This is a genomic window from Streptomyces sp. NPDC087906 (assembly GCF_055584925.1).
Genome location: NZ_JBVJLC010000006.1, coordinates 242,069 through 268,393, shown reverse-complemented (window position 1 = coordinate 268,393; position 26,325 = coordinate 242,069). Strand labels below are relative to the sequence as shown.

Here is a 26,325-nt window from a genome sequence, read left to right as displayed (position 1 = left end):
CTTGGATGGCGGTCCCAACTGGTAGGAGCCACTGGTGACTCGTGTCGAGCTTTCCGACAGTCTGCCCCCGTGTTCACGCTGCGGCGGCGGGCTGATCAGCAGCATCGTCATGCCGCAGGAGGACGTGGCGGGACGGCCGATTCACCTGGAACTCTGCTCCCTGTGCGACACCGACAAACCGGCAGCCGCCGCGCTGCTGCGCTGGTTCGCCACGGGGGGCGGCAAGGACATGTCCCGGGTCGCGGAAGGCGCCGAACTGCTGGTCGAGTGGCAGAAGGAAGGCATGGCCGCGCACGGCTGGGAGTTCCAGAGCGGTTGACCGCCGGGCGGCGGACCTGACATCTGCCGCATCGCCCGTTCGGGTGACGTCACAGGATGTCGAGCGGCTGCTTCCGGCGCGGCGGCGGGAACGCGGCGTCGAGCGCGCCGAGGTCGTCCTCGGTGAGCCGGAGGTCGAGCGCGGCGCGGTTCTCCTCCACATGGGCCGCGGTGGCGGCCTTGGGGATGGCGATGACGTCGTCCCCGCGCAGCACCCAGGCGAGCGCCACCTGGGCGGGGGACGCGCCATGGGCGTCGGCGACGGCCGCCAGCGCCTGGTGTCCCAGCAGCCTGCCCTGCTCGACGGGTGAGTAGGCCATGACCGGCACGGACAGCTCGCGGCAGCGGGGCAGCAGGTCGTACTCGGGGCCGCGCCGGCTGAGGTTGTAGAGCACCTGATCGGTCTGCGGGCGGGCGCCTGCGGGCAGGTCGGCGAGGTCGGACACGTCGAAATTGCTCACGCCCCACGAGCCGATACTGCCGTCCGAGACAAGCGATTCCAGCGCGTCGACGGTCTCGTGGAGCGGCACGCCGCCCCGCCAGTGCAGCAGATAGAGATCGATCCGGTCGGTGCCGAGGCGGCGCAGGCTGGCCCGGCAGGCCTCGGCCGTGCCCGTGCTGTCGGCGTGGGACGGCAGCACCTTGCTGACGAGGAAGACCTCGTCCCGCCGGCCGCGGATCGCTTCGCCGACCAGTTCCTCGGCCGCGCCCGACCCGTACATCTCCGCCGTGTCGATCAGGGTCATCCCGAGGTCGATGCCGCGCCGCAGCGCCGCGATCTCCTCGGAGCGGCGTGCGGGGTCGTCCCCCATGTGCCAGGTGCCCTGCCCGAGGGCGGCCACCGGCACGCCGGAGGGGAGGGTGACGGTCCGCGCCTCGGTCATCGGTTGTCCCTTCTCAGGCCGGCTTGCGCTGTCCCGACCTGCGTTCGCGATCGGCTGGACACCATGATCGCAGCACGGCGCCCCGGCCGCACGGGACGGATTGGCGGTCTCCTAGGGCCTGTCTGACACATCCCGCCTGGCTTGCGACGCCTGGCACGCACGTTCGCCGCGTTGTCGGCTCGGCGGGCTCGTCGGCGTATCTCCAGTACGAGGACCACCCTCCGCCTTGCGATCGCACGCACCAGACGCCGCAAGCCCCGCCCTGCGGGCGGACGGCGCTATGTGTCAGACAGGCCCTAGGCCGGGCGTGGGTTCGGTCTCTTCCTTGGTTCAGGCCGGCGTCTGCCGCCGGGTCGGCCCGGCCGAAGTCGGCACGACGGGCTGGGCAGTTGCTCCCATCTCCGCCAACCGGCCCAGGGAGGAACGGCGTTGGACGGCCGACAGGGCGGTCAGCGCCACGCCGAGGCCGAGCCAGCCCAGCGGTCCCGCCACCATGACCGCGTCGGTCAGCAGCACGGGCCCGGCCGACCTCGCCACGGACGTGGACATCCCCGCGACGCCCAGGTAGGCGGGCTGCGCGGTGCTCGGCGCGAGGCAGACCGCCAGTTCCCAGGAACTCACCGAGCGCATCAGCTCGGCGCCGGTCACCAGAACCGCCGCGCCGAGCAGCAGAATCGAGGAGGTGACCGCGCCACCGGCCGGCGACAGCGCGATGAGGAGGCAGCAGACGAGCGTCGTCGGACCGTACGCCGCCACCGCCCAGGCCGCACGGCGCGGGCTGTCGATCCTCGCCGAAACCGGCATCTGGAGGACGACGACCAGCACGGTGTTGATGATGAGGAACGCCGGGACGACCGCGTGCGGCGCCGTGGTGTGGTTCACCAGCCACAGCGGCAGACCGACGTTGAGGATCGTGTCGTCGAGGTTGAGCGGTGTGTCGAGCAGGACGAAGCGCAGATATCCCCGGTCGCGCCAGGGAGTTGGGCCCGATTTCCGGCCGGCCGTAGCGGCGGCGGGCCGCTCCGCCTCGGCCGGCCCGCCAGGTACTTCGCGGGTGCGCCCGACCAGCAGCGCGGCGAGGAGGAACGAGGCCGCGTTGCCCACCACCAGTGCGCCGTAAGCGCCGTGGGTGCCGATCGCGACGCCGAGCGCCGCGATGCCCGCCCCGATCCCGTAGCCGACGTTCATCGTGACGCGCGAGAGCGCCCGGTACGTCGCGCGCCGCTCCCCCGCCGCCCTGGTGGCGAAGAGCATTTCCCATGTCTTGGCGGCCCGGTCGGCGATGCAGAGGACGGCGACGACGGGCAGCAGCGTCGCGAGGCTGCCGCAGACCAGCAGCAGTCCGGCCGCCGCCATCCGGAGCAGATGGGATCCGATGAGCAGGGTACGCAGCCGGTGGCGCCCTGCCAGCCGGGTCGCCGATCGGCGACCCGGCGATGCCGGCGGCCCCGGCGACCCCCAGCAGCAGACCGATGTGTGTGGCGTCCAGGCCCACCACGAAGGTGAAGTACAGCACGGACACCGCGGACCACACACCGGTTCCTGCCCGGTCCAGCAGCAGGGCCAGCAGCATGATCCGCGCGTCACGGCCGCCGGGCGGACGGCGCAACTGCGCCGGCAGACCCGGACCGCCGTCGCCGCGCCTCCGAGCCGTTCGCCCCCGAGCCGTTCGACTCCTCGCCGTGCCACGCATCGCAGGCCCCTCCCCCAGTGAAGTCTCTTGACGTCAAGAGACTTTAGGGAGTCTGCCGGGCGGGATAAGTTGATGTCAAGATACTTGATGTCGACAGACCGATCGGGGCCGCCGGTTCGGCGGAGGCACGAAAGAGCCCCGGCTGGACGGGGGAGACCAGCCGGGGCGGCACAGGGGGATGTGGTCACGGAGGGGTGTCGCCTCGCGGCGGGAAGGCTCCCTGGGGCTTCAGCCGAACGATCTTCCCCAGGGGCGATAGGTGAGGCCCGGGGACACTGTCCCCTCCGCAGCCACGTTCCTTGTAACGCGGCGACCCCCGCGCGTGTTCCTCCACGGGCCCGACTTCTTCCGGATCCCCCGATCGGCGGCGCGTCGCGGCTCGCCAATCGAATTCGAACAGACGTACTATAAGCAGGTGACGACGAACGACTTCCCCCAAGACCTTCTGGACGCCCAACTGGAACTGCACCGGACCGTGGCGGCCTACGGCGCGCTCTGCGACGAACTGCCCTGGAGCGTGGACCCGGCGCCGGGCTGGACCGGCGACAAGATGCTCTACAGCGACCACTACCGGGCCGTCTTCCCGGACAGCCCCGGCTACAGCGAACAGCAGAAGGCCGAGGTGGCGCGGGTACGGGAGCGGCTGGTCGAGCTGTGTCTGACCGTGACGACACACCCGTACTGGGCATCGCTCGACGGAGGTGTCAGCGAGGCGCGGATGGAGCTCAAGCACGTCACCAAGGCGCGGTCCGCGCCCGTCGCGGACATCCGGCCCGCGGCATGAGTGCGCGGGAGCGGGGCGCCGCCGGGTGACGGGGCGCCCGGTCTCAGTACTTCGTCTCCAGCGCCGGCCTCGGTCGCGGCCGGCGCAGCAGCCACTGCCAGAAGCCGCGGCGCGGCGGCCGGGGCGATCGTACGGTCAGCGCGCCGCTGCCCACCTTTCCGGTCACCCGCACGTGCAGCCGTACGGGCAGAGCGGCGTCGAGCGATGCCTTGTTGCTCACGTGCCCGCTCCTCACCGCCACCTCGTCGACGTCCACGAACACGTCCGGGGGCACCACCAGCGTCACGGAACCGCTCTGCACCGTGGCGTCGATCTCCAGGGTGGGCAGCGCGATGACGGCCGTGGTGAGGTCCAGCATGACGGAGCCGCTCCTGACCTGGATCTCCAACCGCCGCGGTACGGTCCAGACGCCGACCCGCTTCGCGCTGCTGCTGTTGACCTCGATCCGCGAGAGGTCCTTGGGCGGCACGGCCACGCCGGCCCATGAGCCGGGTCCGGTCACCGGCAGGTCCACGACCAGCGCGTCCAGCTCTCCGAGCGTACGGGCGGTCAGGGCGACGTCGAGCCGCTGGTCCAGCTCGTCCGAGGTGAGCCGGCCGTCCCCCGCCGCGACCCGCAGCCGCTCCACGATCCGGTCCCGGTCCTCGTGGGAAGCACGCAGTTCGCCACGACCGGGCACCAGTTCACCAGACATGGCTCCACCTTAAGGGTCGGCTGTTCGACGCGGTAGCGCCGCCGGCACCTGTGGGCACGACGCCAAAACCGGTGGAGGTCCACCGCGCGTGCGTGGTGAACTCCGTCGATGGACACGGAGTGGGGTTGGCTGGGGCCGCCGCTGGACGTGCGGCCGCTCTTCCCGGTCGAGCGCGCGGCGCTGGTCGAGCTGCTGTCCGGGCTGGATCCCGCCGACTGGTCGCGGGCGACCGGCTGCCCCGGCTGGTCGGTGCGGGACGTGGCGGCGCATGTGCTGCACGACCAGATCAGACGGCTGTCGGCCGGGCGCGACGGCCATCTTGGGGGTGGCTTCGGCGCCGGTGAGACGCTGGCCGCGTTCGTGCACCGTACGAACGAGGAATTCGTGCGCACCGCGCGGCAGTTCAGCCCCCGGCTGCTCATCGGTCTGCTGGCGGACCTGGGCGCCGAGCTGGACGGCTTCTGGGCGGATCGCGAGCTGACCGCGCCGGCCGGGGTGGGGGTCTCGTGGGCGGTACCGGGGGCGCGGTCGCCCGCGTGGCTGGACATCGCCAGGGAGTACACCGAGTTCTGGGTCCACCAGCAGCAGATCCGCGACGCCGTCGGGCGGCCCGGCGCGGCCGGCCCTGCCCTGCTCCGGCCCGTCCTGGACACCTTCCTGCGGGCGCTTCCGCTGACCCTGCGGGAGGCCCCGGCCGCCGAGGGCGCCGTCGTCCGCGTCCATGTGCCGGGTCCCGCGGGGGGTTCGTGGACGGCCGTTCGGGGGCCGGAGCAGTGGGCGTTGGCGGAGAGCGGCGCGCCCGCGACGGCCGAGGTGGTGATCGAGGCGGACTGCCTGTGGCGGCTGGCCACCCGGGGCATCACGCCGGACGAGGCGCGTCCCCGCACGACGCCGAGCGGGGACGCGGCCCTCGTCGCCGCCGTACTGGAGATCGTCTCGATCGTTCGGTAAGGGGGCGTCGGGCTTGCCCCTTCGGTAAAGAGGCGTCGGATCTCGCCGGCTGTCGGAAGCCGGCACACCACCGGGGTCAGTGGCCGGGGCGGTCGGAGTCCTTGGGATCGGTGGGGCGTACCGGACTGGTGCCGCCGAGCTGCGTCGGGGTCAGCCGCTCGTGCTCCTGTCGGGGCACCTCGTTCGGCTCGCGCTCCTCCATGACCTCGCCGACCGGGCCGCTCTCCGGCAGCTTCGGCTGCTCCTCCGGGCGCGGCGGCCGGGCTTCGGCCGCCTTGGAGCGGCGTCCCCAGACGACGGCCGCGATGAGGACGACCACCACGACGAGACCCACCACGGGCAGGAGGATGCCGGCCAGGCCGGAAGATGCAGCGAGGTCCCAATGCGACGAGTTCATGCCGGTCGAGTGCCCCGAACCCCTGCGGTCATTCAGCTCTCGCGCAGGACCCGGAACGCGGGCTTGTTGTCCTCCACCTCCACGCGCACCCGGTCCCCCGGGGCCAGCGCCCCGTCGAGGAGCAGCCGGGACAGCTCGTTGTCGATCTCGCGCTGGATCGTGCGGCGCAGCGGCCGGGCCCCGTACTCGGGCTGACGGCCGCGGCGGCTCAGCCAGTCGAGGGCCTGCTGGGAGAACTCGATGTCGATGTGCTGGGCGCGCAGCCTGTCGCGGGTCGCGTCGAGGAGCAGGCCCGTGACCTCCCTGAGCTGTTCGTCGGTGAGCCGGTGGAAGACGATCACGTCGTCGAGCCGGTTCAGGAACTCGGGGCGGAAGTGCTCGCGTAGGGTGCTCATCGCGCGCTCCCGCGCCGCGGTGTCCGTGGCGCCTTCGTCCGGCGGGCCGAAGCCGAGCGCCCCTCGGCCGCCGCTGAGCGCTTCGGATCCCAGGTTGCTGGTCATGACGACGACGGTGTTCTTGAAGTCGACGCGGCGGCCCTGGGCGTCCGTCAGATGGCCTTCGTCCAGCACCTGGAGCAGCAGGTTGAAGACGTCCGGGTGGGCCTTCTCGACCTCGTCGAGCAGCAGCAGCGAGTACGGATGGCGCCGGACCGCCTCGGTCAACTGGCCCGCGTCCTCGTGTCCGACGTATCCGGGCGGCGAGCCGACCAGCCGGCTGACGGTGTGCCGTTCCTGGTACTCGCTCATGTCGAGCCGCACCATGCGGTCCTCGCTGCCGAACAGCGCCTCGGCGAGCGCCCGCGCCAGTTCGGTCTTGCCGACGCCGGTCGGGCCGAGGAACAGGAAGCTGCCGATCGGGCGGTTGGGGTCGGCGAGTCCGGTACGGGAGCGCAGGACAGCCTCGGACACGGCGGTGACCGCGTCGTCCTGGCCGACGACGCGCGCGTGCAACCGGTCGGCCAGGCCGAGCAGGCGGGTCTTCTCCTCCTCGGTCAGGCTGCTCACCGGGATCCCGGTCTGGCGCGAGACGACCTCGGCGATGTCCTCGGCCGTGACCTCGACGATCCGGCCGTCGCCCGACTGCTCCGTACTCTCCCCGTCGCGCGCGGCGATCTGCTCCACGATGTCGTTGACGCGGTCGCGGAGTTCGGTGGCGCGCTCGTACTGCTCGGAGGCGACCGCCTGGTCCTTGTCCCTGACGAGCTGCTCCGCCTCGCGTTCCAGATCGCGTACGTCGGGGCCCTTGGTGCGCGAGCGCAGCCGTACCCGCGCGCCCGCCTGGTCGATCAGGTCGATCGCCTTGTCGGGCAGGAAGCGGTCGGTGATGTAGCGGTCGGACAGCTCGACGGCGGCGACCAGCGCGTCGCGGGTGTAGCGCACCTGGTGGTGCGCCTCGTAGCGGTCCTGCAGCCCCCGCAGGATCTCGACCGTGTCCGCGACGGTCGGTTCGGGGACGAGGATGGGCTGGAAACGGCGGGCGAGCGCGGCATCCTTCTCGATGTACCTGCGGTACTCCCCCAGGGTCGTGGCGCCGATGACATGCAGCTCGCCCCGGGCCAGGGCGGGCTTGAGCATGTTGCTCGCCTCCATCGACCCGCCCTCGGAGCCGCCGCCGCCCGCGCCGACGACGGTGTGCAGTTCGTCGATGAAGACGATCAGGGCGTCCGAGTGGCCGCGTATCTCCTCGATGATCGCGTTCAGCCGCTCCTCGAAGTCGCCCCGGTAGCGCGTCCCCGCGACGACGCCGGACAGGTCGAGGGAGATGACCCGCCTGCCGAGGAGGGTGTCGGGGACGTCCCCGTCGGTGATGCGCTGGGCCAGGCCCTCCACGATCGCGGTCTTGCCGACCCCGGCGTCCCCGATGAGGACCGGGTTGTTCTTGCCCCTGCGGGACAGCACCTCGATCGTCTGCTCGATCTGCTCCTCGCGCCCGATGACCGGGTCGATCCGGCCGTCGCGTGCCAGGTCGGTGAGGTCGCGGCTGTACTTGTCGAGGGTCGGGGTGTCCTGGCCGTGCCCGGACGGCTGCTCCTGGCCGGTGGGCGCACCGGGCCACGGCTGGGCGCCGATGCCGTGCGGCCCGCCGCCCTCGGTCGTGGCCTGTCCGCCGAGGCGCAGCACGTTGAGGATGCGGCCCGCCGCCGAGTCGGGGTTGGCGGCCAGCGCGCCGAGTACGTGTTCCGGACCGATGTAGGAGGCGCCGGTGGCGCGCGCCAGCTCGTGGGCGCCGAGCAGGGCGCGCTTGACGGCGGGGGTGGCGGCGACGGCCGACTGCTGCGGACCCGAGCCCGCCGTGCGGTCGATGTCGGCTGCCAGCGCGTCGGGGTCCGCCCCGGCCTGCTGGAGCAGCGCCCGGGTCGGCTCGGTCGCGAGGGCGGCGCGCAGCAGGTGCTCCGTGCCCAGCTCCGTACTGCCGTGCCGCGCCGCGTACGTCGCCGCTGTGGCGACCAGTTCGCGGGCCGGCTCGCTCATCAGCCGGGCGATGTCGGCGCGCTCCGGCATGGAGTGCGGCCCACCGCCCTGGCCTGCCGGACCGCCGAGGAAGCGGGCCAGGAAATCGCCGAACGAGTCCGGGCCGCCGGGGCCCTCCGGACCCATGAATCCGCTGCTCATGTGCGTCCGTTCCGCTGTCGCGGCGGGTCGGTGCCGCGACGAGCTGAGCTGTCGGGGTCTTCGGTGGCTCTGGCGCGTCTTCGGCGGCTAGCCGCCCCACCGGTGCCGGGCTCCTCCGGCGATCGGGGTTGCGGTACCGGCATGGCCGCTTACCGTCGGACACACGGACCGAAATCGTGTCGGCCGAACCAGGCTGACCGTTTCCCTTCCACCTTCGCACCAGACGACGGCGTGCGCTGTCCGAGAGGATCCGCTGTGGACGACGAGCCCGACAAGCTGGGGCGGTACCGCGACAAGCGGCACTTCGGCGTGACCGACGAGCCGCGCGGCGCGGACGCGCCGTCCGGGGACGATCCGTCGTTCGTGATCCAGATCCATGACGCGAGCACCATGCACTTCGACTTCCGGCTCGAGGTGGACGGTGTGCTGAAATCCTGGTCGGTGCCGAAGGGACCGCCCGCCGAGCCGAGCGACAAGCGGCTGGCCGTGCCCACGGAGGACCATCCGCTGGAGTACCGGGAGTACGAGGGCGTCATCGCCGGCGGTCAGTACGGCGCGGGCGCGGTCATCGTCTGGGACCAGGGCACCTACCGGCCGCTCGGGGACGACGGGGACCCGGACTCCTTCCGGCGGGCGCTCGAGCACGGACACGCGTCGTTCCGGCTGTACGGGACGAAGCTGCGCGGCGCTTTCGCCCTCACCCGGTTCCGCGACGGCACGGGCTCGGAGAAGGAGGCCTGGCTGCTGGTCAGGAAGAAGACCGACACCGACGGCGCCCGGCACGGCTCGGCCGCGCCCGATCCGCGGCGGGCCCGCTCGGCGCGGACCGGCAGGACGCTGCACCAGGTGGCCGAGGAGTCGGCGCGGGAGCGGGACGAGGGGTGACGGCTGCCGCCGGCAGGGGTCCGGTCCGGCAGGGGTCCGGTCCGGCAGGGGTCCGGTGGAGGCCCCGTTCGGTCGGGAGAAGCGCGCTCTCAGGGCGTGTCCCCCTCCCAGTCCCATCGGCGCGGATCGCTCGGCCGGGGCCCGTACAGGGCCCGTCCGCCGGCTCCGTAGGCGCCTATCTCCGTCGGCAGTGCGCTGCCTTCCCAGAGCTGCTGGTCCGTCCACCCCGTGACGTCGAGCAGCAGCCCGTCCAGCGGACCCGCGACCAGTTCCCGGTAGACATGGCCCGGTTTCGGCCCCGGATCGGGGTCCTCGTGGTCGGCGCCGTAGACGCGCCGCCGCATCAGTTCGTCCATGGCGTTCAGGATTCCACCCGCCACTGACAACGCCCGCTTGCCGGACAACTGCCCAGCTCAGGACCGCCAACCGGTCGCGTCAGGACGGACGGCGGTAGATCGTGATCGAGTGGCCGACCTCGTCGATCGGCTCGCTGCCGCTGATCAGTGCCGCGAGGCGGCCTTCGGCCTTGGCGACGGAGGAGTCCGAGACGACGAGCAGTCCGCGCACCTCGTCAGGGGGCGTGCGGCGCGGGTCGGAGGCTTCGATGCCGTAGAAGGACGGCACACCGCTGCCCTTGTAGACGAGCCAGATCCGCTCGCCCGGATACCGCTCGCGCAGCCGGTCGGCGAGCCGGCCCAGGTCCTGGCCCCAGTCGACGTTCGAGTCGTGCAGCCGCAGATGGGTCTTGGCGGGACCGCCGAACGCCTCGTTCGCGTACGGCAGGTAGTACGGGAACGTACGCAGCGAACTGACCGCGGCGAAGAGGACGACCGCCCACGCGGCGACCTGCGCCCGGCGCACCCGTACGACCGTCACACCGGCGGCAGCGACGGCCAGGAACATCGGCAGGAAGATGACATAGCGGGTGCCGAAGTCCCGGGCGCCGGTCATGGCCACCGCCAGCAGCAGGACGGCGGGGACGAGGACGTACGGCACGGCGGGTCGCAGCCGGGCCGACCGCAGCAGCGCCGCGGCGCCGGCCGCCCACAGGGCGAGCAGCCCGAGCGGCGTCTTCACCAGCAGCGCCGCCGGTAGGTAGTACCAGAGGTTGCCCTGGTAGTGCCTGCCGAACAGGAACCCGCCGAACGTCGTGTCCTCGAAGCCGAACTGGATGCGCAGACCGTCCCGGTACGGCTCCGGCAGCGGCAGCAGGTCGATGACGAGTCCGCGCGGCCCGTGGATGGCGGGTACGTCCCCGGGTGCCGTCCAGCGCAGCCGGGGGTCGACGGCGAGATAGCTCGCCCACACCACGCCGATCGCGATCACCGCGACCCCGGCCGCCGCCGCGACACCGTACGCCAGGACCCGCGCGGCTCCGGGCCGGTCGGGGTCCTGCGACCGGCGGCCCTGCCACACCGACAGGGCGGCGAGGAGGAGCAGCACCGGCACGGCGGGCAGCGCGCTCATCTTCGTGGCCACCGCCGCGCCGGTCGCGAGCCCGGCGAGTGGCAGGTAGCGGTACGGCCGCAGCCGCGCCCGCCACAGCAGCCACACCGACGTCAGCAGGAAGCCGGCAGCCGGTACGTCCAGTGTGGCCAGCGACCCGTGCGCGATGAGGTCGGGCGAGAACACGTACAGCGCGAGCGCCAGCAACCCGCCCACGGGGCCGGTGAGATCGCGCGCGAAGGCGAAGACGACCAGTCCGAAGAGCAGGGTCAGCGCGATCACCGGCAGCCGCGCCAGCAGCATCAGCCGCCAGGGGTCGTTGCCCGATTCGTACAGCAACCGCCGGCCGAGCGCGGTCTGGTCGCCGGTGAAGCCGGGGTCGAGGTGCGGACGGGCGACGGCGGTCCCGGCCGCGATGATCAGCTTGCCCAGCGGCGGGTGTTCGGGGTTGTAGCGGAGGCTGTGCTGCTGGGTGTAGACCACGGCAGTGCCGACGTAGACCGGTTCGTCGATGGTCGGGGTCTGCTCGACGGCGGTGGTGACCATCGCCGCGGCCATCGCGGCGAGGAGCACGCACACGGCGAGCAGCAGCGGCCACCGGCCGAGCCGCCGCGGCCGGCCGAACCGGTGCCACGGGTAAGCCTGTTGCGTCATGTCCACGCGCTCCGGCCGGCGTCCGCACAGCACCGGCACCGTGCCGGACAGCAGATCATGCCATGACCGCCCGCCCGGCGGATCCGGTGCGCGTTGCCTTCGCCGCACCGGATCGGTAAGGTCGATCTGTCTCTGTTGTCGCCGATTGAGGTGGACGTTGCGCATCTGAGGTTCGCGATCATCACGCCGTACGGCTCTCGCCGTACGCCTGTCACGCCGCTGCGGCTCTGCCCGCCGCCGTGACCTCCGCGTGGATGCGACCTCGGTGCCATGACCGGTCCCAGCGCTCTCCAGGGGACCGTCACACCGCCTTCTCCCGGTTCGGTCGCCGCGTGGTGCTCGCATACGCAGCCCCCCGTCCACCGCGCTTGCGACTGCGAGAACCCTCATGGCGACACCCACCCCGTCCGGCCCTTCCGTGACCTGCTCCGCCCTCTCCTACGGATGGGCGGACGGTACGACCGTCTTCGACGGACTCAACCTCTCCATCGGCCGGGGCCGTAACGGTCTGGTCGGTGACAACGGCTCGGGCAAATCCACCCTGCTGCGTCTGCTGACCGGTCAACTGCGTGCCTCCCAGGGGTCGGTGACCGTCGCCGGGAGCCTGGCGTACCTTCCGCAGAACCTCACCCTCGACACGGCCCTGCGCGTCGACCAGGCCCTCGGCATCGCCGAGCGGCGTGCGGCGGTACGCGCCGTCGAGGCCGGGGACGTGCGCGACGAGCACTTCGAGACGATCGGGGACGACTGGGACGTGGCGGAGCGGGCCCTGGCGACGCTGGGCTCGCTGGGACTCGGCGAGGTCGAACTGGACCGCACCGTCGGCGAGATGTCCGGCGGCGAGACCGTACTGCTGCGGCTGGCGGCGCTGCTGCTGGAGCGGCCCGACGTGCTGCTGCTGGACGAGCCGACCAACAACCTCGACGTGTTCGCGCGCCGCAGGCTCTACGAGGCCGTGGACGCGTGGCGCTCGGGCGTCCTGGTCGTCGTCAGCCACGACCGGGAGCTGCTCGAACGTGTCGACCGGATCGCCGAGCTGCGCGCCGGGTCGGTCAGTTGGTACGGGGGCGGCTGGTCGGCCTACCAGGAGGCGCTGGCCACCGAACAGGAGGCGGCGGGGCGGACGTTGCGTTCCGCCGAGGCTGACGTGTGGCGCCAGCAGCGCGAGTTGGCGGAGACCCGGGTGAAGCTGGCCCGCCGGCAGCGGAACAACAAGAAGATGGACGGCCAGCGGCGGGCTTCCAGGATCGTCGCGGGCGAACTGAAGCGGTCCTCGCAGGAGTCCGGAGACAGGCTGCGCGGGGTGCACGAGGACCGGCTCAACGAGGCGCGTGAGCGCCGCGAGGAGGCGGCGGACGCGGTGCGCGCCGAGGCGGAGATCCGGGTGAGCCTGCCGCACACCGCGGTCCCCGCGGGCCGTACCGTCCTGAGCCTGCGTGCACTGCGGCCGCAGTTCGGCAGGCTCGTCTCGGGCGATCTTGAGGTGCACGGGCCCGAGCGCATCGCCCTCGTCGGGCGCAACGGCGCGGGCAAGACCACGCTGCTGCGCACGCTCACCGGCGAACTGCCCCCGCTCTCCGGTGAGGCGAGGACGTACGTGCCGCTGCGCTTCCTGCCGCAGCGCCTCGACGTGCTGGACGACGAGCTGAGCGTCGCGGCCAACGTGGCCCGGCTGGCGCCCGGCGTCACCGACAGCCACATCCGCTCGCAGCTCGCCCGCTTCCTCTTCAAGGGGGCACGGGCGGAACAGCAGGCCGGGACCCTGTCCGGCGGCGAGCGCTTCCGCGCCGCGCTCGCCGCGATGATGCTGGCGGCCCCCGCACCCCAGTTGCTGATGCTGGACGAGCCGACCAACAACCTCGACATGGCAAGCGTGCGTCAGCTCACGAGCGCGCTCAGCTCGTACGAGGGTGCGCTGCTGATCGCGGGACACGACCTGGCGTTCCTGGAGTCGATCGGCATCACCCGCTGGCTGCTGCTCGCCGAGGACCTCCAGGATGTCGCCGCCGACGAGGTGCGGGACCTGCTCTGACTCCCGTACCGGCGCGCACACCGGCCGGCGCCAGTAGCCTCGTACGCAGCGCCATGTCCACGATCCCGCCGGACGCGTCGCCGGCCCGACCACCTGGAGGCACCGACCGTGACCGAGACCGCCCGGCCGTCCTGGGCACCGGAGGACGTCGACATCACCAAGCCCAACGCCTCACGGATATACGACTACTTCCTCGGCGGCTCGCACAACTTCGAGGTCGACAGGGCGGCGGGCAGAGCGGCTGTCGAGGCCATGCCGGGCATCCCGGCGATCGGCCGCGCCAACCGCGCGGTCATGCACCGCGCGCTGCGGTTCGCGACGGACCGGGGCATCAGCCAGTTCCTCGACATCGGTTCGGGCATCCCGACGTTCGGCAGTGTCCACGAGGCGGTCCAGCAGGCCGGGCCCGACGCGCGTGTCGTGTACGTCGACAATGACCCGGTCGCAGTCACGCACAGCCGGGCGGTCCTGGCGGGGAACGACAACGCCACCGTCGCCAACGCGGATCTGCGGGACCCCCGGTCCGTCCTCGACCACCCGGAGACCCGCCGACTGCTGGACTTCGACCGCCCGGTCGCGCTGATGCTGGTCGCGATCACGCACTTCCTGCACGACAGCGACCGCCCCACCGAGATCATCGCGACCCTGCGCGACGCGCTGGCGCCCGGCAGCGTCGTCGTCATCACCCACGCCACGCTGGAGAACGGGCCGACTCCTGACGGCCAGGAGGCCGTTCAGCAGATCTACCGCCGCACCACGACCCCCCTGATCATGCGCTCGGCCACCGAACTGGCGCCGTTCTTCGCGGGCTTCGACCTCGTGGACCCCGGCATCGTGCCACTCCCCCACTGGCGCCCCGACACCCCGGACGACGACCTCGACCCGGCCACGCTCCACGGACTGGCAGGCGTGGGCGTCAAACCCTGAGCTTGTCGTTCATCCAGCCTGAGCTTGTCGTTTATCCAGTTCGACGCGGTTTCGCGGACAGCCGACCTCCCCCGAGGCCCAATGAGACTGATCATCTTGGCGTCGGCGGTCAGCAACCCCGCCCGGAGGCCACGGATCCAGGCGTTCACGTCCCGGACCGGGCCTGGCGGAGGCCGTTGATGAGACCCTCCATGTCGAGTTCGCCCTCGTGAGTCTGTGCCCCGGCCGCGAGAGCAGCCTGCACGAACTCGACAACCTGCGGGGTTACAGCTTGCCGAAGCAGCTTGTTCTCCTCTCGCAGTCCGTCAGCCACTGACAAGCTGATGCCCGAGTCGACCGCCTGCTTGGCCAGCGAGACCGCTTCGGGCGGGAAGGAGGCGATCCGCTGGGCAAGTCGCTCCACGAACCCGTCGAGTTCGTCCGCGGGCAACGCCCGGTTGATCAACCCGTACCGCTCGGCGAGCGCGGCGTCGAAGGCATCGGAGCCGACGATGACCTCAAGCGCACGCGACCGACCCAGCAGGCGTGGCAGGTACTGCGAGCCTCCGCCGCCCGGAAAGATGCCCAGACTCACCTCAATCTGAGCGAACAGTGCTTTTTCCAGTGCGGCGAACCGCAGATCGAGGGCTGTAATGAACTCGATGCCGCCGCCGCGTGTCCGCCCGGCGATCTTCGCGATCGTCACCTGCGGCAGGGTCCGGTAGCTTTCGTGCATTTCCTGGATAAAACTCAGTGCGGCCGACTCGTCCTGGAGCTGCTCCAGGACAGTCTTGTCCTCCATGTCCACATGGGCGTAGAAGTAGTCAGGATCGGCGCTGTCGAACACGATGACGCCCACAGTGTCGTCGGTTCGGACCTCGGTGCTGAATCGGGCGAGGTCGGAGAGCAACGCGTGATCGCCGAGATTCATCGGCGGATTGTCGATCGTGACCTGGGCGATGCGACCGCGCACCTGGATCCGCAGGGCCTTGTAGCCGTCGTAAATCATGTGTGAACTCCTGCACAGAGTGCTTGGGGGTACCCGGCGCGCGTCGCCGTCCCGTGCCTCCACGCTAAAACCTGACGTCAGCGTGAGGTGCAACCCCGATAAGGACCGGTGTCCGACAGCAAGTTGATTCTCCGCACACCCCCTGAAGCTCAGCCGATCATGTGACGGCGTCCACGCCCGCCGAGCATGCGGCTGGAGAGATCGCAGACTCGGTGGCGAAGTCGATCAGCTCGTCGAGTCGATCGTGTGCCCTGGTCAGGTTGTCGATCTGGGTCCGGATGCGGTCGCGTTCGTCCTTGAGCCGCTGTGTCATCCGGGGGGTCGCGACGCGGGTGTCCAGGAAGGGCAGGATCTGCAGGATCGCCTTGCTGCTCAGCCCGGCCGAGTAGAGAAGCTGGATGAACCTCACCCGCTCGACGGCGGACTCGGGATACTGCCGGTGACCGCTGGGGCTGCGGTCGGCGATCACGAGTCCCTGCTCCTCGTAGTACCGCAGCGCACGGACGCTGACCCCGGAGCCCTCGGCCACCTTTCCGATACGCATGACACCTCCTCGGGTAATCCAGACGTGGACCTCACGTAGACGTGAGATTTCAGCGTACGTCTTATGAACATTCACGGATGCGGAGCATCCCGCCGGTTCTCCTCGCTCGTGGTCGATCTCCCGGGAGGATCAACACCGGCAGCGCGATCGACTGCCGGATCGCTCCGATTCTGAGCTGGGCAAACGCGCCACAGACCCTCGAAAACAGGCTCTGACGGCTCCGCCGCCGCGTCAGCCGCCGGCGAACCTGAGATGCACGTTGTCCCAGGAACTCAGCGCCGAGACGTCACCGCCCAACGCACCCAGGAGGCGCGGGAAGTAGGCGGCGAGGCACTCCTCGTACGTCAGCCTCCCCGCGACGAGGGACGCCGCCGCTTCGAGCAGTTCCGGCAGTACCCCGGTCACCCGCTCGCGCGTCATCGACGCCTCGCGCGGCCCGCTGCCGTCGCTGTCGGCCGCCACCACGTGCGTGCTGCCGCCGAACGCGGGGAACCGCGAGGTGTCGGGGACGAGTGAGTGGAACGGGACGCCGTTGTGGAAGTACTCGAAGTGCGGCCCTCCCGACAGCGTCACCCGGGGCGTCCCTGGGCGTGCCGAAGTACGCGGCGGCGGCGGCCGACAGCCGTGTCAGTTGGGGGAACGCGGCCTGGTTGGCCGGGTCGTCCCGCAGGTAGCAGCGGTAGGTCCACTGCCAGTCCGGTGGGACGGCAGCGAAGACGTCGTCCGGGAGGGACGTGCCCAGCACGTCGTGGTCGACGGTGTAGTAGGCGGCCAGGAAGTCGCAGCAGTCGGCGAGTTCCACCGCCGCGCGGCGATGCAGCGCCAGGGAGACCGGCAGGTGCGGGTACGCGGCGGCGTAGGCGCCGGCGATCTGCAGGCCCTCGATCACATGGCCGACGGGCGGGAACGTGGCCCAGTCCACCAGCAGGTGGCCGGTCCCTGACGCGTGCGGGGTCATCGTGAAGTCTCCGGACGGAACTGCCCGCGCGGGCGCGGGACATGGCGGTGTCTGCTTCGCCGTCCGTGGCGGCGCACGCCGCCACCGGGAAATCACTTCACGGCAGAGACCGTACCAATCCCGCGCCTTTTACGCCGCCGATTCCAGGTTCAGCAGGATGGACTTGGCGTTCGGGCCGCCCGCGTAGCCGCCCAGTGTGCCGTCGCTGCGCAGGACGCGGTGGCACGGCACGACCACGGGCAGCGGGTTGGTCGCGCAGGCCGTGCCGACCGCTCGTACCGCCTTGGGGTTGCCTACCAGGCGGGCCACCTCCGCGTAGCTCTGGGTGTGGCCGTAGGCGATGTCGGGGAGGTGGCGCTGTACGAGTTGCCGGAAGCCCTTGGAGAGCGCCAGGTCCAGGGGGAGGTCGAAGGTCTGCCGCGCGCCGGTGAAGTACTGGTCGAGTTCGCGCGCCGCCTCGTCCAGGCGGCGGGGCGCGCGCAGGACGCGGGGGCTCAGCCGGGTGGTCAGGGTGTCGAGGACCTTGTCGTGGTCCTCGACCGCGTAGGCGACCCGGACCAGGCCCTTCTCGGTGGCCGCGAGCAGCAGTGGGCCGACGGGGGTGTCGACGGTGGTGTAGGCGACGTCGAGGATGCCGTAGCGCGCCGCCGCCTCTTCGAGCCTGCCGTGCAGTCTGCCGAGCCGCTCCGGGCCCGCGGAGGCGCCGGCGCGGGCGAGCAGGGCCGCGCTCTCGTCGTCCGGTGTGCCGTTGGTGTGATTGGTGTCGTTCATGGGGTGACTCCTTTCGCGTGGGTGCCGGCGAGGGTCGTTCTCAGTGCCTTGATGCCGTCCGAGGCAGCGCGGCGTACCGCGTCCGGCGTGCCTCCGACGAGGGAGGCGACGTCGCGGTACGGCAGGCCGGCGAAGTGGTGGTAGGCGACCGCCTGGCGCTGTTTCGCCGGGAGCGCCTTGACCGCGTCCCACAGGTCGGGGTCGGCGGCGTCGGGCAGTCCGCTGGTCGAGGGGCGGTCGGGCAGTTCGTCCACGGGGATCGCGTGCCGGGCGCGGGCGCGGGTGATGTCGATGGCCTTCCGGTGGGCGATGGTGACCAGCCACGCCTCGACGTTCGCGTCCTCCGGCAGCTCCGGGTAGGCGCGCATCGCGGCGAGGAAGGTCTCCGCCCAGGCGTCGTCGGCGTCATGGACGCCGACGACCGCCCGGCACACGCGGAGCACCGTGTCCGCGTGTTCGGTGACGACCTGTTCAAAGGGCTTCATTGACGTCCGTTCAGAACAGCCGCGCGGCCTTCGCCGTCTCGGGTTCTTCGAGTTCGAGGAGGAACTGCTTGCGCTTGAGTCCACCGGCGAACCCGGTGAGCTTTCCGTTGCTGCCGACGACCCGGTGGCAGGCCACGATGACGGAGAGCGGGTTGTGGCCGACCGCCTGCCCCACCGACTGGGCCAGGGCCTTGTCGCCGAGCCGCTCGGCGAGCCGGCCGTAGGTGACGGTCTCGCCGTACGGAATCTCGCGGAGCAGCGCCCAGACGCGCTCCTGGAACGGGTCGCCGTCGGTCGCCGTCGGCAGGTCGAACGAGGACCGCTCACCGGCGAGGTACTCGCGGAGCTGGCTCGCGGCGGCCGCGAGCAGCGGGTCGTCCGCGATGTCGGTCAGCGGCCCCAGGCTGCCCTCGGGCGGCAGGTACCAGTGGTGCGGGAAGTAGAGGCCCACGACGGCGTCCCCCGATGCCGCCACCGTCAGCTCGCCGAGCGGGGTGTCCACGATCGCGTGGCGCGTGTCCATGGTTCCGGTCTCCTCTGCTGCGTTTTCCGCCGTCACAGGGAAGACGCACGACGTGCGCGAAATGTGAGGTCGCGTTCCGGCGTTTCGGTTCCGTTCGGTTCCGTTCAGTTCAGGCCCCGGTCGCCCGCCCCACGCGCAGGCTGTCCATCACCAGGCCGAGCATGTGGCGGGAGCGTGCCTCCCAGTCGGCGTCGAGGTCGATCCGCCACAGGAAGCCGACCAGCAGCAGCACCTCCTCGGCGTCGATGTCCTGCCGGATCGTCCCCGCCTCCTTGCCCGCGTCCAGCAGGAGCGCGATGGCTCCGACGACGGGGCCGTACCCCTCGCCGGCGAGCTGGGCCCGGGTGACGGTGTGCAGCGCGCCGGCGAGGCCGTGCTTGATCCGCCCGTACGCGGCGAGCCGGTCGAACCACCGGCGCAGCGCCTCGGCCGGCGGGTGCGCGGCGAGCAGTGCGGGGGCGGCTTCGACGAGTTCGGCGACGTCGTGGCGGTGCACGGCGAGTACCAGCGCCTCCCGGTTCGGGAAGTGCCGGTAGAGGGTGCCCTGGCCGATCCCGGCGAGTTTGGCGATGGACTGGAGCGACGCTTCGCCGCTCGCGGCGAGGGCGGTGCGCGCTGCCTCCAGGATCCGGGCGCGGTTCTGCTCGGCGTCGGCGCGCAGGCCGGGTCGGGACGTGCGCGTCTCTTGCTGCCCTTCGGCCATGGGCTCTCCTCCGTACGGCATCACCGGCGTACGACAGCACCGGACTGGCTAACCGGATACATGTCCGCTACGGTTCGAGAGGTAGCGGACATGTGTCCGCTTCGAGGTTACCGCGTATCGCGGGCCTGTTCACGCATCTGATCGCGGAGGACCGCATCATGTCGGAGATCAAGGACAAGGTCATCGCCGTCACCGGCGCCACCAGCGGCATCGGCGAGGCCACCGCGCTGCTGCTCGCCCGGCGCGGCGCGAAGGTCGTGCTCGGCGCGCGCCGCCCGGAGCGGCTGGCGGCGCTGGCCGCCCGTATCGCCGCCGAGGGCGGCGAGACCGCCCACACCGTCACGGATGTGACGCGGCGCGCGGATCTGTCGGGCCTCGTGGCGCTGGCCCGCGAGCGGTACGGAAAGCTCGACGTGCTCGTCAGCAACGCCGGCATCGGGCCGGTCTCCGCCCTGGACGACCTGCGCGTCGACGACTGGGACGCGATGATCGACGTCAACGTCCGGGGTGTCCTGCACGGCATCGCCGCCGCGCTGCCCGTCTTCCGCGACCAGGGGTTCGGCCAGTTCGTGCACACCGCGTCCACCGCCGCTTACCGGACCGTGCCGAACCAGGCGGTCTACTCGGCCACGAAGGTCGCGGTCCGCGCGATCTCCGACGGGCTGCGCCAGGAGGCGGGCCCCGATCTACGGGTGTCGGTGGTCTCCCCCGGCTTCGTCAGGACCGACTTCACGGATTCCGTGCCCGACCCCGGCGTACGCGCCGAGTTGGCCGCCTCCAAGGAGGCGTTCGCCATCGCGCCGGACGCGATAGCGCGTGCCATCGGCTTCGCGATCGAGCAGCCCGCGGACGTCGACGTGAACGAGATCGTCGTCCGTCCCACGGCGCAGGGGTGACCGCCTCCGGCTGCTGTCCTGATCGGCGATACTGGAGGGTGCGCCGGACGCTGTCCGACGCTTGAGGTAAGGAGAGACGACATGACGGATTCGACCGAGCGCGCGGTTCTCGCCGGCGGGTGCTTCTGGGGAATGGAAGACCTGATCCGCAAGTACCCGGGCGTTGCCTCCACCCGGGTCGGCTACACCGGTGGCGATGTGCCGAACGCGACCTACCGCAACCACGGGACGCACGCCGAAGCGATCGAGATCGTCTTCGACCCGGCCCTGACGTCCTACCGCACCCTGCTGGAGTTCTTCTTCCAGATCCACGACCCGACGACGCTCAACCGCCAGGGCGGCGACATCGGCACGAGTTACCGGTCCGCCATCTACTACACGAACGACGAGCAGAAGCGGGTGGCCGAGGACACCATCGCCGATGTGAACGCGTCCGGGCTGTGGCCGGGGCAGGTGGTGACCGAGGTCGCCCCCGTCGGTGACTTCTGGGAGGCCGAGCCGGAGCACCAGGACTATCTGGAGAAGTACCCGGAGGGGTACACCTGCCACTTCGTCCGGCCCAACTGGAAGCTGCCGAGCCGCAAGGACGCGAGCGCCGCTTCCCGCTGAGCACCGCTTCCCGCAGCGCAGCGGAGCGCGTGGCGGCGAGCACCGGGGCCGGCGCCCGGACGGCCGGCCCCTCGGCGCGGCAGGCGCTCAGCCGAGGCTGAGGGGTGTCTCCTTGTCCCGCAGCGCCGCCACGACAGGCGCGTACATACGGTTCTTGATCGTCCCGAGCGTGCGGCCGTCCTTGCCGGTCTGGCTCCGGGCGATCTCGACGGCCGCGGCGCGTACGGCGCCCTCGTCCGCCGTGCGGTCGACGATCCCGGCGGCGAGCGCGTCGCCGCCGCCGTAGCGGCGGCCGGTGACCATGGACTCGTGCGCCGCCTGCGGTGTCAGCCGGGCCTGGATGAGGGCGGACATGCCCACGCTGAACGGGATGTTGATGTCCGCCTCGGGCAGGCACCAGTAGCCGCGGTCGGCGCGCATCACCCGGAAGTCGTGGGCGAGCGAGAGCATGGCGCCCGCGGCGAACGTGTGCCCCTGCAGGGCCGCCACCGTCACCATCGGCAGGGTCAGCAGCCGCACGAACAGCTCCTGCACGTCGGTGACGTACGCGGCGGCCTGCTCGCCGTGCGCGAGCAGCCAGTCGAGGTCCAGGCCGTTGGAGAAGAACTTGCCGGTGGCCGCCGTGACCAGGGCGCGCGGCCCCTCCGCCTTCTCCACCTGGTCCAGCAGCGCGTTGACCTCGGTGATCCAGTCCGGGTGGAAGCGGTTCTCGGTGTCCCCGAGGTCCAGTACGAAGACATCGTCCACACGGTCGAGAGTGGGCATGACTACTCCTTCGAAGCGTGCCGGGCGAGACGGGCCGGCGGGTCGGCACGACCGACCCTACCCGACGGTAACTATGCGGTGGGGCTGACCGTACGACTCCGTTTTGAGTAGCGGTACTCATGCTCCGAGCGCACCCTGGCGGCAGGGTGGGGGCCGGGGATTCGACCGGTGAACTGGGGGACGGCATGGGGAAGTTCTTGGGCGCGCTGCTGGCGGTCGCGCTGACGGCCGGGGCGCTGGCCGCCGCGTACGCGGTCGGCGCCCCGCTGCCGGCACTGGTCACCGCCGGGGCGGGCGCGCTGTGCCTGCTGTGGTTGCTCGTGCTGCTGACCGTCCCGTGGAACCTGTACTTCCGGGCGCATTCGGTACTCGCCGAGATCGGGGTGAGCCGCGAGAAGGGCCTGGAGGTCTCGCGCGAACGCGACACCGAGGCGGCCCGCATCGCGCGGCTGATGCTGCGGGCCGCCGTGGCGGGACATGTGCTGACGGCCGGCGTCATCGTCGCGGTCACGGCGGCGACGGGCGAGGCGACCGGCTACTGGTTCGCGGGCTTCTGCCTGGTGAGCACGGCCTTCCGGCCCGCCGGCGCCTATTTCGCCCAACTGCACGGGCGGCTCGGCACGTTGCTGAAGGACGTCACGTATCCCCGCGACGACGTGGTGGAACTGCGCAAGCAGGTCGGGCAGACCGACAGCGGGATGAAGATCCTGGCGGACAAGGCCGAGGAGCAGTACCTCGCCCTCGCCGAACTGCGCCGCACCGTCGACGCGTTGGGTGCGTCCGTGTACGCACGCGCCGACGAGGCCGACCGGAAGATCGTGCTGCTGGGGCGGGAGTTCGAGGCCACGGTGAACCGGCTGACGGACAACGAGGAGATCATCACCGGCATCAAGGCGTTCCTGCGCCTGCTGCGGGCGGGCGACGCGGTTCACGTGGCGACCGACACCAGCGGATGATCGGCGAGCCCCGCGATCAGGGCCCTGCGACCAGGGCGCCGCGATCAGGGCGCTGCGGGAACCGGCTCCCACTTCCGGTGATACCCGCGCCCGACCGGCCGACTCGCCCCGGTATCCGGGGGTACACGACGAACCGGTACAGCGGATCGAGGAGGAGCACGGTGGGCGACATGTCGATGAAGGCGGTGGGGTGGGCGCAGTCCTTCCCCATCTCGGGAGGGGTGCAGGCGGGCCGCACCTGGGCGCGCGCGCACCTCGAATCGCTGCCGTGGACCGCGGACGCACCCGACACGGTGGACGACGTGCTGCTCACCGTCTCGGAGCTGATCACGAACGCGCACGTGCACGCACGGAGCACCGCGCAGCTCATCCTGGCCTGGGACAACACGTGTCTGCACGTGAGCGTGCACGACTCGGGGAGCGCGGTGCCCGCGCCCCGGTCGGCCGAGGGACTGACCACGTCGGGGCGGGGGCTCACCATCATCGACGCGCTCGCCGACAGTTGGGAGACGCACGAGCAGAGCGGCGGCAAGACCGTCACGGCCTGCTTCTCCCCGCCGGGATACCCGGCGCCGCACGCCCAGGACGGCTTCGGCCGGTCCGAGGACACCGCCTAGGGGCCCGGGGGCCCGAGCGGTGTCCGCAGCCGGCCGGTCCGAGGAAACGACCTGGACCCTGTCCGCCCCGGGCGGCGTGCGGCGCGTACCGGTCAGACCGTGCCGGAAGCGGTGATCGTGACCTTGGCCTTGGGGGCGCCCGAGCGGGTGCCGAGCGCTTCGATCTTGCGGATCAGGTCCTGGCCCTCGACGGCCTCGCCGAAGACGACGTGCTTGCCGTCCAGCCAGCTCGTCACCACGGTCGTGACGAAGAACTGCGAGCCGTTGGAGTCCGGGCCGCTGTTGGCCATCGACAGCAGGAACGGCCTGTCGTGCTTGAGCTGGAAGTTCTCGTCCGGGAACTTCTGCCCGTAGATGCTCTTGCCGCCGGTGCCGTTCCCGGCGGTGAAGTCGCCGCCCTGCAGCATGAACTCGGGGATGATCCGGTGGAAGGACGAGCCCGCGTAGCCGAATCCCTGCTCGTTCGTGGCCAACGCGCGGAAGTTCGCCGTCGTCTTCGGCACCACGTCGTCGAACAGTTGGAAGACGATCCGTCCGGAGGGCTCGTCGTTGATGCTGATGTCGAAATAAACATTGCTGGTCATACCCGCAATCCTGCCATCCTGGGACAGCCGTGGGCCGCGCAGGGTCGTCCACCGCGTGTCCGCGGCCCCCTCCGCCGGGCCGACAGGCCGGGAACCAGGTCCTGACCTAGGCTGAATCGGGAGGGCTTTTTTCTGTTTCCGAGAGCCTTTTCCCTTTCCGGTCGACGCACCCCGGAGGACCCATGGCTGTCCGGCACCAGTTGATCAAGCGGCCTCCCGCCGATGTGTGGGCCGTGCTCGCGGACGGCTCGCGCTACGCCGACTGGGTGGTGGGCACGTACAAGTCCCGCCCGGTGGACGACGATTGGCCGGCGCTCGGTTCGAAGATCGAGTATCTGGTGCGGCTCGGCCCGTGGCAGGCGAGCGGCCATACGGTGGTACGCCGCCACGAACCGCCCCGGCGGCTTGAACTGGAAGCCTTCTCAGGACCGCTGGGCACCGCCCGTATCGCCATCGAGATCAACCCCTGGGGTGAGGACACCCTGGTCGTCGTGGACGAGCACCCGCTGACCGGCCCCGGCGGTGCCCTGCACAACGGCGCCGTGGACGCCATGATCCAGCTCCGGCACCGCAGCATGCTGCGCCGCCTCGCCGATGTGGTCGAAGGGCTGCCCCGGGGCGCCAGGACAGCGCATGCCTGACGCGGTGGTGATCGGTGCGGGCCCCAACGGGCTGGTGGCCGCCAATCTGCTGGCCGACGCGGGCTGGAGCGTGGAGGTCCTGGAGGCGCAGGAGGAGCCCGGCGGGGCGCTGCGCAGCGACCGGGGCGTGCATCCCGACTACATCAGCGATGTCTTCAGCGCCTTCTACCCGCTGGCCGCCGCCTCCCCGGTGATCGGCGCGCTCGACCTGGCGGCGGAAGGGCTGCGCTGGACCCATGCGCCCCGGGTGCTCGCGCATCCGCTGCCGGACGGCCGCTGCGCCGTGCTGGACCGCGACCGCGAAGCGACGGCCGCGGGGCTTGAGACGTTCGGCGCGGGTGACGGGCGGGCCTGGGAGCATCTGTGCCATATCTGGGACCTGCTGGACGAACCCCTGCTGGAAGCTCTCTTCACGCCGTTCCCGCCGGTGCGGGCTGCGGCGCGGCTGGCCGCCCGGCTGCGGGCGGGCGGCGGGCTGCGGCTGGCCCGCACCATGACGCTGCCGGTGCGGCGGCTGGGCGAGGAGGAGTTCACCGGCGAGGGCGGCAGGCTGCTGCTCGCGGGCAACGCGCTGCACGCCGATCTCGCTCCCGAGGCGGCGGGCAGCGGCGGGTTCGGCTGGCTGATGTCGATGCTCGGCCAGACCCATGGTTTTCCGGTGCCGGTCGGCGGTTCCGGCCGGCTGACCGACGCGCTGGTGCGCCGGCTGGAGCGGCGCGGCGGCGGTGTGCGCTGCGGTGAGCGGGTCACGGAGGTCGTCGTACGCGGTGGCCGCGCCGTGGGCGTACGGACCGCGGGCGGCGAGGGGGTCGTGGCCCGCAAGGCCGTCCTCGCGGATGTCGCAGCGCCGGACCTGTACACCCGGTTGGTGGACGCGGCGGAGCTGCCCGCCCGGGTCTTCGACGACCTGCGCCGCTTCCAGTGGGATTTCGCGACCTTCAAGGTCGACTGGGCGCTGAGCGGCCCCATTCCGTGGACGGCGCCGCAGGCGGCGACGGCCGGGACGGTCCATCTGGCCGACGGGGTCGACGCGCTGACCCGGTTCGCCGCGCAGATCGCCATGGGGCAGGTGCCCGGCGAGCCGTTCGCGCTGCTGGGGCAGATGACGACCGCCGACGCCTCCCGGTCACCGGCCGGTACGGAGTCGGCGTGGGCGTACACCCACGTACCTCACCGGATCAAGGGCGACGCAGGGGACGACGGGCTCACCGGAAGCTGGGACGAGCGGGAGCGCACGGCCATGGCCGACCGGATCGAGGCCCAGGTGGAGCGGTACGCGCCCGGCTTCCGCGCTCTGGTACGGGCCCGCCGGATCCTCGCTCCGCCCACCCTGGAGTCGCTGGACGCCAATCTGCACGGTGGCGCGCTCAACGGCGGCACGACCAGCCTGCACCAGCAGTTGGTCTTCCGCCCCACGCCCGGCACGGGCCGGCCGGAGACCCCCGTTCGCGGCCTGTATCTGGCGTCCGCGAGCGCGCATCCGGGTGGCGGGGTGCACGGCGCACCGGGCGCCAACGCGGCGCGCGCCGCTCTGCGTACGCACCGGGCGGGCGGCGCGTTCTCGGCGGCGCAGCGTGCTCTCGCCCGGCGCGGCAGAAGCGGCGCGACCGACCCTGTACGAACAGATGCAAAAAGGTAGATATGGATGCCCGCCGGTTGGACGCGCGGAGATGATCAACTGCGGTCGTCCCCCGCCGCCGCTGCTGCGTGGCCGGCGCACGAGAGTGCTGTAAGCGACCCGCCCTTCGCCGCCGCTCGGGCTGTGCGGGCTGCCTGTGCCGGGCCATCACAGCGATGTGGTCGCCTTCGAGAGCGGCGACACGCTGCTGCTGTACACCGACGGCGTCATCGAGGCACGCTCGCCGGAGGGCGAGTTCTGTCCCCTGGCCGACCGGATGGCGTCGTTCCCCCGGGTCGGGTCCTGAGGCGCCGCTGGAGCGCCTGCGTCGCGACCTCGTCGCCCACACGGGCGGCCCGCCGGGTGACGACGCCGCGACGCTCGCCGTCG

The 26,325-nt window shown here is 71.5% G+C and carries 28 protein-coding genes and 1 pseudogene; 13 read left to right on the top strand and 16 right to left on the bottom strand.

The annotated features are described in order from the left end of the window. Positions 1-34: 34 nt before the first annotated feature. Positions 35-319 (top strand): DUF6300 family protein, encoded by a 285-nt coding sequence (locus ACZ63I_RS20065; RefSeq protein WP_469340316.1) that lies wholly within the window; start codon positions 35-37, stop codon positions 317-319. 49 nt (positions 320-368) lie between these two features. On the opposite strand, the gene ACZ63I_RS20060 is transcribed toward ACZ63I_RS20065, so the two are convergent. After that, the gene (locus ACZ63I_RS20060; protein WP_469340315.1) at positions 369-1,202 is read right to left on the bottom strand and encodes an aldo/keto reductase; all 834 of its coding nucleotides are present in this window, start codon (positions 1,200-1,202) and stop codon (positions 369-371) included. 330 nt (positions 1,203-1,532) lie between these two features. Continuing rightward, a complete protein-coding gene (locus ACZ63I_RS20055) occupies positions 1,533-2,558 on the bottom strand; it encodes an MFS transporter (protein ID WP_469340314.1) in 1,026 nt (341 codons plus the stop codon). A 752-nt stretch (positions 2,559-3,310) separates the two neighbouring features. On the opposite strand from ACZ63I_RS20055, the gene ACZ63I_RS20050 reads away from it, so the two are divergent. Then, positions 3,311-3,679: a hypothetical protein gene (locus ACZ63I_RS20050; RefSeq protein WP_469340312.1), complete on the top strand. Its 369-nt coding sequence runs from the start codon at positions 3,311-3,313 to the stop codon at positions 3,677-3,679. Positions 3,680-3,722: 43 nt separating this feature from the next. On the opposite strand, the gene ACZ63I_RS20045 is transcribed toward ACZ63I_RS20050, so the two are convergent. Then, the gene (locus ACZ63I_RS20045) at positions 3,723-4,373 is read right to left on the bottom strand and encodes a DUF1707 SHOCT-like domain-containing protein (RefSeq protein WP_469340311.1); all 651 of its coding nucleotides are present in this window, start codon (positions 4,371-4,373) and stop codon (positions 3,723-3,725) included. Positions 4,374-4,481: 108 nt separating this feature from the next. On the opposite strand from ACZ63I_RS20045, the gene ACZ63I_RS20040 reads away from it, so the two are divergent. Continuing rightward, the gene (locus ACZ63I_RS20040) at positions 4,482-5,324 is read left to right on the top strand and encodes a maleylpyruvate isomerase family mycothiol-dependent enzyme (RefSeq protein ID WP_469340309.1); all 843 of its coding nucleotides are present in this window, start codon (positions 4,482-4,484) and stop codon (positions 5,322-5,324) included. A gap of 76 nt (positions 5,325-5,400) precedes the next feature. Here the strand turns inward: ACZ63I_RS20040 and ACZ63I_RS20035 are convergent, their stop codons facing one another. Further along, positions 5,401-5,721 (bottom strand): DUF6479 family protein, encoded by a 321-nt coding sequence (locus ACZ63I_RS20035; RefSeq protein ID WP_469340307.1) that lies wholly within the window; start codon positions 5,719-5,721, stop codon positions 5,401-5,403. A 32-nt stretch (positions 5,722-5,753) separates the two neighbouring features. Then, positions 5,754-8,333 carry an ATP-dependent Clp protease ATP-binding subunit gene (locus tag ACZ63I_RS20030; protein ID WP_469340305.1) on the bottom strand — a complete coding sequence of 860 codons (2,580 nt, stop codon included), beginning with the start codon at positions 8,331-8,333 and terminating at the stop codon, positions 5,754-5,756. Between the two features lie 255 nt (positions 8,334-8,588). Between ACZ63I_RS20030 and ACZ63I_RS20025 the strand changes: the two genes are divergently transcribed. Beyond that, entirely contained in the window at positions 8,589-9,218 is a 630-nt protein-coding gene (locus ACZ63I_RS20025; RefSeq protein WP_469340304.1) for a DNA polymerase ligase N-terminal domain-containing protein, read from the top strand. 89 nt (positions 9,219-9,307) lie between these two features. Here ACZ63I_RS20025 and ACZ63I_RS20020 read toward each other — a convergent pair whose 3' ends face one another. Further along, positions 9,308-9,574 (bottom strand): hypothetical protein, encoded by a 267-nt coding sequence (locus tag ACZ63I_RS20020; protein ID WP_041994808.1) that lies wholly within the window; start codon positions 9,572-9,574, stop codon positions 9,308-9,310. Between the two features lie 79 nt (positions 9,575-9,653). Next, positions 9,654-11,318 (bottom strand): phospholipid carrier-dependent glycosyltransferase, encoded by a 1,665-nt coding sequence (locus ACZ63I_RS20015; protein ID WP_469340302.1) that lies wholly within the window; start codon positions 11,316-11,318, stop codon positions 9,654-9,656. A 388-nt stretch (positions 11,319-11,706) separates the two neighbouring features. On the opposite strand from ACZ63I_RS20015, the gene ACZ63I_RS20010 reads away from it, so the two are divergent. Both ACZ63I_RS20010 and ACZ63I_RS20005 read left to right on the top strand, forming a co-directional pair. Then, positions 11,707-13,350: an ABC-F family ATP-binding cassette domain-containing protein gene (locus ACZ63I_RS20010; protein WP_469340301.1), complete on the top strand. Its 1,644-nt coding sequence runs from the start codon at positions 11,707-11,709 to the stop codon at positions 13,348-13,350. A 108-nt stretch (positions 13,351-13,458) separates the two neighbouring features. Next, on the top strand, positions 13,459-14,277 hold the full coding sequence (locus ACZ63I_RS20005; protein ID WP_469340300.1) for an SAM-dependent methyltransferase: 819 nt from the start codon (positions 13,459-13,461) through the stop codon (positions 14,275-14,277). 145 nt (positions 14,278-14,422) lie between these two features. Here the strand turns inward: ACZ63I_RS20005 and ACZ63I_RS20000 are convergent, their stop codons facing one another. The 7 genes from ACZ63I_RS20000 to ACZ63I_RS19970 form a co-directional block, all read right to left on the bottom strand. Continuing rightward, entirely contained in the window at positions 14,423-15,265 is an 843-nt protein-coding gene (locus ACZ63I_RS20000; RefSeq protein WP_469340298.1) for an enoyl-CoA hydratase/isomerase family protein, read from the bottom strand. Between the two features lie 157 nt (positions 15,266-15,422). Next, positions 15,423-15,809 carry a MerR family transcriptional regulator gene (locus ACZ63I_RS19995; RefSeq protein ID WP_041994795.1) on the bottom strand — a complete coding sequence of 129 codons (387 nt, stop codon included), beginning with the start codon at positions 15,807-15,809 and terminating at the stop codon, positions 15,423-15,425. Positions 15,810-16,040: 231 nt separating this feature from the next. Then, positions 16,041-16,382, bottom strand: coding sequence for a hypothetical protein (locus ACZ63I_RS19990; RefSeq protein ID WP_469340297.1), 342 nt, complete (start codon positions 16,380-16,382; stop codon positions 16,041-16,043). Positions 16,383-16,896: 514 nt separating this feature from the next. Further along, positions 16,897-17,538, bottom strand: coding sequence for a methylated-DNA--[protein]-cysteine S-methyltransferase (locus tag ACZ63I_RS19985; RefSeq protein ID WP_469340295.1), 642 nt, complete (start codon positions 17,536-17,538; stop codon positions 16,897-16,899). Further along, positions 17,535-18,023 (bottom strand): RNA polymerase sigma factor, encoded by a 489-nt coding sequence (locus ACZ63I_RS19980; protein WP_469340294.1) that lies wholly within the window; start codon positions 18,021-18,023, stop codon positions 17,535-17,537. The genes ACZ63I_RS19985 and ACZ63I_RS19980 overlap by 4 nt, the downstream gene beginning before the upstream one ends. A gap of 10 nt (positions 18,024-18,033) precedes the next feature. After that, positions 18,034-18,546 carry a methylated-DNA--[protein]-cysteine S-methyltransferase gene (locus tag ACZ63I_RS19975; RefSeq protein ID WP_469340292.1) on the bottom strand — a complete coding sequence of 171 codons (513 nt, stop codon included), beginning with the start codon at positions 18,544-18,546 and terminating at the stop codon, positions 18,034-18,036. 109 nt (positions 18,547-18,655) lie between these two features. After that, on the bottom strand, positions 18,656-19,249 hold the full coding sequence (locus tag ACZ63I_RS19970) for a TetR/AcrR family transcriptional regulator (RefSeq protein ID WP_469340291.1): 594 nt from the start codon (positions 19,247-19,249) through the stop codon (positions 18,656-18,658). 158 nt (positions 19,250-19,407) lie between these two features. Here ACZ63I_RS19970 and ACZ63I_RS19965 point away from each other — a divergent pair, with 158 nt between their 5' ends. Continuing rightward, positions 19,408-20,145, top strand: coding sequence for an SDR family oxidoreductase (locus ACZ63I_RS19965; protein ID WP_469340290.1), 738 nt, complete (start codon positions 19,408-19,410; stop codon positions 20,143-20,145). A gap of 81 nt (positions 20,146-20,226) precedes the next feature. Then, positions 20,227-20,754, top strand: coding sequence for a peptide-methionine (S)-S-oxide reductase MsrA (gene msrA / locus ACZ63I_RS19960; protein WP_469340289.1), 528 nt, complete (start codon positions 20,227-20,229; stop codon positions 20,752-20,754). An 87-nt stretch (positions 20,755-20,841) separates the two neighbouring features. Here the strand turns inward: msrA and ACZ63I_RS19955 are convergent, their stop codons facing one another. After that, the gene (locus ACZ63I_RS19955; RefSeq protein WP_469340288.1) at positions 20,842-21,519 is read right to left on the bottom strand and encodes an enoyl-CoA hydratase/isomerase family protein; all 678 of its coding nucleotides are present in this window, start codon (positions 21,517-21,519) and stop codon (positions 20,842-20,844) included. A gap of 185 nt (positions 21,520-21,704) precedes the next feature. Here ACZ63I_RS19955 and ACZ63I_RS19950 point away from each other — a divergent pair, with 185 nt between their 5' ends. Continuing rightward, complete coding sequence (locus ACZ63I_RS19950) at positions 21,705-22,475, top strand: hypothetical protein (protein ID WP_469340287.1); 771 nt, start codon at positions 21,705-21,707, stop codon at positions 22,473-22,475. Between the two features lie 170 nt (positions 22,476-22,645). Further along, positions 22,646-23,092 (top strand): ATP-binding protein, encoded by a 447-nt coding sequence (locus ACZ63I_RS19945; RefSeq protein WP_469340521.1) that lies wholly within the window; start codon positions 22,646-22,648, stop codon positions 23,090-23,092. Positions 23,093-23,184: 92 nt separating this feature from the next. On the opposite strand, the gene ACZ63I_RS19940 is transcribed toward ACZ63I_RS19945, so the two are convergent. Continuing rightward, entirely contained in the window at positions 23,185-23,676 is a 492-nt protein-coding gene (locus tag ACZ63I_RS19940; protein ID WP_469340285.1) for a peptidylprolyl isomerase, read from the bottom strand. Positions 23,677-23,858: 182 nt separating this feature from the next. Between ACZ63I_RS19940 and ACZ63I_RS19935 the strand changes: the two genes are divergently transcribed. From ACZ63I_RS19935 to ACZ63I_RS19925, 3 genes and pseudogenes are all read left to right on the top strand, one after another. Continuing rightward, positions 23,859-24,317 (top strand): SRPBCC family protein, encoded by a 459-nt coding sequence (locus ACZ63I_RS19935; RefSeq protein ID WP_469340283.1) that lies wholly within the window; start codon positions 23,859-23,861, stop codon positions 24,315-24,317. Next, complete coding sequence (locus ACZ63I_RS19930) at positions 24,310-25,956, top strand: phytoene desaturase family protein (RefSeq protein WP_469340281.1); 1,647 nt, start codon at positions 24,310-24,312, stop codon at positions 25,954-25,956. The genes ACZ63I_RS19935 and ACZ63I_RS19930 overlap by 8 nt, the downstream gene beginning before the upstream one ends. A gap of 112 nt (positions 25,957-26,068) precedes the next feature. After that, a pseudogene (locus ACZ63I_RS19925) lies at positions 26,069-26,242 on the top strand (SpoIIE family protein phosphatase); the annotation flags it as partial. Between the last annotated feature and the right edge of the window lie 83 nt (positions 26,243-26,325).

What these genes read in the sequence shown, in the direction of transcription:
- ACZ63I_RS20060 (WP_469340315.1), bottom strand. Translation starts at nt 1,202, where the DNA reads ATGACCGAGGCGCGGACCGTCACCCTCCCCTCCGGCGTGCCGGTGGCC.
- ACZ63I_RS20055 (WP_469340314.1), bottom strand. Translation starts at nt 2,558, where the DNA reads ATGGCGGCGGCCGGACTGCTGCTGGTCTGCGGCAGCCTCGCGACGCTG.
- ACZ63I_RS20045 (WP_469340311.1), bottom strand. Translation starts at nt 4,373, where the DNA reads ATGTCTGGTGAACTGGTGCCCGGTCGTGGCGAACTGCGTGCTTCCCAC.
- ACZ63I_RS20040 (WP_469340309.1), top strand. Translation starts at nt 4,482, where the DNA reads ATGGACACGGAGTGGGGTTGGCTGGGGCCGCCGCTGGACGTGCGGCCG.
- ACZ63I_RS20035 (WP_469340307.1), bottom strand. Translation starts at nt 5,721, where the DNA reads ATGAACTCGTCGCATTGGGACCTCGCTGCATCTTCCGGCCTGGCCGGC.
- ACZ63I_RS20030 (WP_469340305.1), bottom strand. Translation starts at nt 8,333, where the DNA reads ATGAGCAGCGGATTCATGGGTCCGGAGGGCCCCGGCGGCCCGGACTCG.
- ACZ63I_RS20020 (WP_041994808.1), bottom strand. Translation starts at nt 9,574, where the DNA reads ATGGACGAACTGATGCGGCGGCGCGTCTACGGCGCCGACCACGAGGAC.
- ACZ63I_RS20015 (WP_469340302.1), bottom strand. Translation starts at nt 11,318, where the DNA reads ATGACGCAACAGGCTTACCCGTGGCACCGGTTCGGCCGGCCGCGGCGG.
- ACZ63I_RS20010 (WP_469340301.1), top strand. Translation starts at nt 11,707, where the DNA reads ATGGCGACACCCACCCCGTCCGGCCCTTCCGTGACCTGCTCCGCCCTC.
- ACZ63I_RS20000 (WP_469340298.1), bottom strand. Translation starts at nt 15,265, where the DNA reads ATGATTTACGACGGCTACAAGGCCCTGCGGATCCAGGTGCGCGGTCGC.
- ACZ63I_RS19995 (WP_041994795.1), bottom strand. Translation starts at nt 15,809, where the DNA reads ATGCGTATCGGAAAGGTGGCCGAGGGCTCCGGGGTCAGCGTCCGTGCG.
- ACZ63I_RS19985 (WP_469340295.1), bottom strand. Translation starts at nt 17,538, where the DNA reads ATGAACGACACCAATCACACCAACGGCACACCGGACGACGAGAGCGCG.
- ACZ63I_RS19980 (WP_469340294.1), bottom strand. Translation starts at nt 18,023, where the DNA reads ATGAAGCCCTTTGAACAGGTCGTCACCGAACACGCGGACACGGTGCTC.
- ACZ63I_RS19975 (WP_469340292.1), bottom strand. Translation starts at nt 18,546, where the DNA reads ATGGACACGCGCCACGCGATCGTGGACACCCCGCTCGGCGAGCTGACG.
- ACZ63I_RS19970 (WP_469340291.1), bottom strand. Translation starts at nt 19,249, where the DNA reads ATGGCCGAAGGGCAGCAAGAGACGCGCACGTCCCGACCCGGCCTGCGC.
- ACZ63I_RS19965 (WP_469340290.1), top strand. Translation starts at nt 19,408, where the DNA reads ATGTCGGAGATCAAGGACAAGGTCATCGCCGTCACCGGCGCCACCAGC.
- msrA (WP_469340289.1), top strand. Translation starts at nt 20,227, where the DNA reads ATGACGGATTCGACCGAGCGCGCGGTTCTCGCCGGCGGGTGCTTCTGG.
- ACZ63I_RS19955 (WP_469340288.1), bottom strand. Translation starts at nt 21,519, where the DNA reads ATGCCCACTCTCGACCGTGTGGACGATGTCTTCGTACTGGACCTCGGG.
- ACZ63I_RS19950 (WP_469340287.1), top strand. Translation starts at nt 21,705, where the DNA reads ATGGGGAAGTTCTTGGGCGCGCTGCTGGCGGTCGCGCTGACGGCCGGG.
- ACZ63I_RS19945 (WP_469340521.1), top strand. Translation starts at nt 22,646, where the DNA reads ATGTCGATGAAGGCGGTGGGGTGGGCGCAGTCCTTCCCCATCTCGGGA.
- ACZ63I_RS19940 (WP_469340285.1), bottom strand. Translation starts at nt 23,676, where the DNA reads ATGACCAGCAATGTTTATTTCGACATCAGCATCAACGACGAGCCCTCC.
- ACZ63I_RS19935 (WP_469340283.1), top strand. Translation starts at nt 23,859, where the DNA reads ATGGCTGTCCGGCACCAGTTGATCAAGCGGCCTCCCGCCGATGTGTGG.
- ACZ63I_RS19930 (WP_469340281.1), top strand. Translation starts at nt 24,310, where the DNA reads ATGCCTGACGCGGTGGTGATCGGTGCGGGCCCCAACGGGCTGGTGGCC.